Here is a 4,565-nt window from a genome sequence, read left to right on the forward strand (position 1 = left end):
GTTCCGGGTGGCATCGTTCTGGTAGCGCCGGGCCCTGCCCGGCGGACGGGGTCAACGCGCGGCCACCGGCGGCGCTTCCTGCCAGCCCAGACCCAGGCTCTTCTGCAGCGCCACGTAGCGCACCAGCAGCTGCAGGCGCGCCTGCGCGGCGCCGTCCTGGGCCTGCAGGCGCTGGCGCTGCACGTCCAGCAGGTCGATCTGCGAGGTCGCCCCGGCCTGGCGCCGCTGGGTCATCAGGGCCAGCGAGCGCTCGGCCGAGGCCTGCGCCCGTTCGCTGGCCTGCAGCTGCTCGCGTGCCGCGCCGAAACGGGCCAGCACGGTGTTGGCGTCCTGCAGGGCCGCCAGCACGCTGCTTTCGTAGGCCGCCAGGCGCGCCTGGTTGCCGGCGCGGGCCTGCGCCACCCGAGCCTTGTTCACCCCGAAATCGAACAGCGACCAGCGCAGGAACGGGGCGACGATCGTAGCCGCCGAATCCCGCCCCAAGTCCGATGCCGAGGTCGCGCCGGCACCGATGGTGCCCAACAGGGTCACCTGCGGGAAGTAGGCGGACAGGGCCTGGCCGATCTGCGCGGACGAGGCGGCCAGCTCGCGCTCGGCCTTGCGCACGTCGGGCCGGCGCTGGATCAGCGCCCCCGCGTCATCCACCGGCACGCTGGCGGGCAGTCGCGGCAGCGGCTGGTCGACGGCCAGACGTACGTCCAGCGCGCCGGGCTCGCGCCCCACCATCAGCGCCAGTACATCGCGTGCTTCATCGGCCTGGGCGCGCAGCGGCGGCAGCCCGGCCTGCTGCTGTTGCAGCTGTGCCTGCGCGCGCTCGACCTGCAGGTCCGAATCGGCGCCGCGCTGGCGGCGTTGCCGAGTCAGCTGCAGGCTGTCCGCGGCCGCACGCAGGTTGTCTTCGGCCAAGGCGATGCGTTCGCGGCTGCTGCGGAAGCCCAGGTAGACCTGGGCCAGCTCGGCGGCCAGCTGCACCTGCGCGTCGGCCAGCGCGGCGGCATTGGCCTCGGCCTCGGCGGCGGCCTGCTCGGCCGCACGGCGGCGGCGCCCGAACAGGTCCAGTTCCCAGCTGGCATCGAAGCCGGCCACGTACAGTTCGGTGTCCAGATCGAGATCGGCAAACTGCTGGCGCAGCTGCGCGGCTTCCTGTGGGCGGCCGTTGGCTTCGGCCACGCCGGCGATGTTCTCGCCCAGCCCGCGCACGCTGTTTTCCAGCGAATCCGGCGTCTTGATGTTGGCGTAGCCGGCGGCGGCGCCGACCGATGGCAGCTGTTCGGCACGGCGCTGGCGCTGCAGCGCGCGCGAGGCCAGCAGCTTGGCCTGCGCGGCACGCAGGTCGGGGCTGTTGCGCAGCGCCTCGTCCACCAGCTGGTCCAGCAGCGGATCATGCAACGCACGCCACCATTGGCTGGGCGGCGTGGCCGGCTGCACCCCCGCCTGTGGCGCGCGGTGCAGCTGTGCCTGCGCGGTGGCAGCACCGGCCAGCTCGGGCTTCACGTAGTCGGGCCCCAGCATGCAGCCGGCCAGCAGCAGCGGCAGCAGGGCCGGGCACAGGTGTCGCAGGCGGAAAGGAACGGGCAAGGAAGTCGAAGTCATCAGTGCATGGCCAGGGGAACGCCCTTGGGCAGGGGTTTGAGCAGGAACACCAGTGGAAAGGTGAGCACCACGATCAGGCCGAAGATCCAGAACAGATCGTTGTAGGCCATCACCATCGCCTGCATCTGCACGGTCTGCGCCAGTACGGCCACGGCCTGGCCGGCATCGCCCAGCTGCTGGCCGTAGGCGTGCAGCGCATCCTGGGCCACGGTGGAATTGGCGGTGACGCTGCTGCCGATGGCATCCACGTGCAGGGTGGTACGGCGCTCCTGGAAGGTGGAAATGATCGCCAGGCCGATCGAGCCGCCGAGGTTGCGCGCGGCATTGAACAGGCCCGAGGCATCGCTGGTGTATTCGCGCGGCACCGAAGTGATGGCGGCCTGGTTCAGCGCCATCATCGCCAGCGCCAGCCCGCAGCCCTGCAGCAGCTGTCCGACCACGAAGTGCGGGCCGATGCTGTCCGGGCTCAGGCCCAGGTTGACGAAACAGGCCGCTGCAAAGCACAGCATGCCGCCGAACACCATGATGCGCACATCCACCGTTTCCAGCATCTTCGGCATCAACGGCATCAGCAGGATGGTCGGCAGGCCGGCCAGCAGCAGCACGTAGCCGGCCTGTTCGGTGTTGTAGCCGGCGATGATCGCCAGGAACTGCGGGATCATGTACATCACCCCGAACAGGATCATGCCGACCGCCATCACCATCACGAACACGGCGCCGAAGCTGCGCTGGAACAAAATGTTGAGGCGGATGACCGGCGTCTTGCTGGTGAACTGCGAGACCGCCAGCAGGGCAAAGCCGAGCAGCGAGACGATGCTGAGCACCACGATCAGGGTGGATTCGAACCAGCGCTCGCGCTGGCCATCTTCCAGCACCACGGTCAGCGCGGACAGGCCGGCAGTCATGCCCAGGATACCCAGCCAGTCGGCGCGCAGCAGGCCGCCCCAGTCCGATTTCTCGTGCGGCAGGCCGAGCAGCAGCAGCGCGACCAGTCCGGCACAGATCGGCACGTTGATGAAGAACGCGTAGTGCCAGCTGACGTTCTCGGTCAGCCAGCCGCCCAGCAGCGGGCCGATCACCGGGCCGAGGATGACGGTCATGCCGAACAGGGCAGTGCCCAGCGGCTGCTGCTTCGGCGGCAGGCGGGTGCCGACGATGGTCAGCGCGGTGGGAATCAGTGCGCCACCGGCGAAGCCCTGCCCTACGCGTCCGGCAATCATCATCGGCAGCGAATCGGCCAGGCCGCACATCACCGAAAACGCGGTGAACAGCGTGGCGCAGATCAACAGGAAGGTGCGCAGACCGAGCGTGCGCACGAACCAGCCGGTCAGCGGAATCATCACGATTTCCGAGACCAGGAAGGCGGTGGAGATCCAGGTGCCTTCGGTGCCACTGGCGCCGACCTCGCCCTGGATGGTGGGCAGTGCGGCATTGACGATGGAGATATCCAGCGTGGCCATGAACGAGCCGATGGTGCCGGCGGCCACGGCCAGCCACGCTGCGGCATCGGCCTTGCCTTCCGCAGCGGGTGCGGCGGGTGCAGTTGCAGCGTTCATCGCGCGCCGCGAGCCTCGGCTTCGTCGCGGCTGCGCTCGGCATCGTCCTTCGCGCTGCGGGTGTCCACGGTCACCTCCACCGACATGCCCGGCACCAGCACCTTGCGTGCTTCGGCACCGGCATCCACGCGGATGCGCACCGGCACGCGCTGCACGACCTTGGTGAAGTTGCCCGTGGCGTTCTGCGGCGGCAGCAGCGCGAACTGCGAACCGGTGCCTGGCGAAATGCTTTCCACCGTGCCCTTCAGGGTGGTGCCCGGCAGCGCATCGACCTTGATCTCGGCCGGTTGCCCGGCACGCATCAGGCCCACCTGGGTTTCCTTGAAGTTGGCGCTGAGGTACAGCGCGGCCACCGGCACCACGGTCATGGTGCGGGTACCGGCGGCCACGAACTGGCCCACCTGCACGGTCTTGTTGCCAACGCGGCCGTCGATGCGCGCGCGCAGTTCGGTGTCTTCGAAGGCCACGCGGGCTTGGGCGGCGTCGGCCTGGGCCTGCTTCAGCGCGGCTTCGGCCTGTTCGCGCTGGGCCTGGCTGGCTTCGATCTGACTCTGCGCGCCGGCAATCTGCGCCTTGGCTGCATCGTGCTGCGCCTGTGCGCGTTCCAGGTCGTGGCGCAGGCTTTCCACGTGTTCATGGGTATCGGCACCGCTGGCGGCCAGCGGTGTGAAGCGGGCCAGTTCGGCGCGGGCGAAGCGCAGCGAGGCGCTGGCGGCCACCAGTTGCGTGCGCGCCTGCAGCAGGCTGGACTGCTGGCCCTGCACGCCGGCGGTGGCGGCGGCGATATCGGCCTGGCGCACGGCGATCACCGCTTCGGCCTGGTCCAGGGTGGCGCGGTAGGTGCGCGGGTCGATGCGCAGCAGCGGTTGCCCGGCCTTCACCCATTGGTTGTCCTGCACCAGGACGTCGGTGACGTAGCCGTTGATGCGCGGGGCGACGGCGACGGCGTCGGCCTGCAGGTAGGCGTTGTTGGTGTCCTGCAGGTAGCGGCCTACGCGCAGGTGGTAGACCAGCCAGATGACCAGTGCGATGGCGACCACGATGCCGATGATCGCCAGGGTCCAGCGGACCTTGGGATTCTTCAGGGGCGAGGGTTTGTCCTCGCTGGCCGAGGGGGGCGGGTCGGTGGGAGCGTCGTCGCGCTGGGGCTGGTCGGTCATCGTCTCGTCGTGGCGGTGGTCAGTGCCATACGGGACGGTAGGGGAAGGAGTGCGGAGGTGAGGTGAAAGCGTTTGTCGCTTGCCGGTGTGGGTTTCCTGTGTGGCAGGGGCCAAAGCCGGGGGCTTGGCCAGGACACGCGGTGAACCCATCCATGGGGCTCGTAGGCGCCTTGCTCGCGTGCGCTGTCCTGCGCACACGGCAAGTCCGGGGTTGGGCGTCCTGCCCAACCCGCCCGAGGCATGCCTCGGGCCCATG

2 protein-coding genes and 1 pseudogene are annotated in these 4,565 nt (G+C 69.6%); all 3 read right to left on the minus strand.

Features of this window, described 5'->3' with window-relative positions:
* Window positions 1-51 precede the first annotated feature (51 nt).
* Window positions 52-1,593 carry an efflux transporter outer membrane subunit gene (locus tag IAE58_RS19655; protein ID WP_199933950.1) on the minus strand — a complete coding sequence of 514 codons (1,542 nt, stop codon included), beginning with the start codon at window positions 1,591-1,593 and terminating at the stop codon, window positions 52-54.
* Window positions 1,593-3,149: a DHA2 family efflux MFS transporter permease subunit gene (locus tag IAE58_RS19660; protein ID WP_108761661.1), complete on the minus strand. Its 1,557-nt coding sequence runs from the start codon at window positions 3,147-3,149 to the stop codon at window positions 1,593-1,595. Before IAE58_RS19660 ends, IAE58_RS19655 begins: the two co-directional genes overlap by 1 nt.
* Window positions 3,146-4,246: pseudogene (locus IAE58_RS19665) on the minus strand (HlyD family secretion protein); the annotation flags it as partial. The pseudogene IAE58_RS19665 and the gene IAE58_RS19660, both read right to left, overlap by 4 nt.
* Window positions 4,247-4,565 lie beyond the last annotated feature (319 nt).

It is taken from the genome of Stenotrophomonas sp. S49 (assembly GCF_016624905.1).
Taxonomy (GTDB): domain Bacteria; phylum Pseudomonadota; class Gammaproteobacteria; order Xanthomonadales; family Xanthomonadaceae; genus Stenotrophomonas.

Coding starts and splice junctions, on each gene's coding strand:
- IAE58_RS19655 (WP_199933950.1), bottom strand. CDS start 1,593: ATGACTTCGACTTCCTTGCCCGTTCCTTTCCGCCTGCGACACCTGTGC.
- IAE58_RS19660 (WP_108761661.1), bottom strand. CDS start 3,149: ATGAACGCTGCAACTGCACCCGCCGCACCCGCTGCGGAAGGCAAGGCC.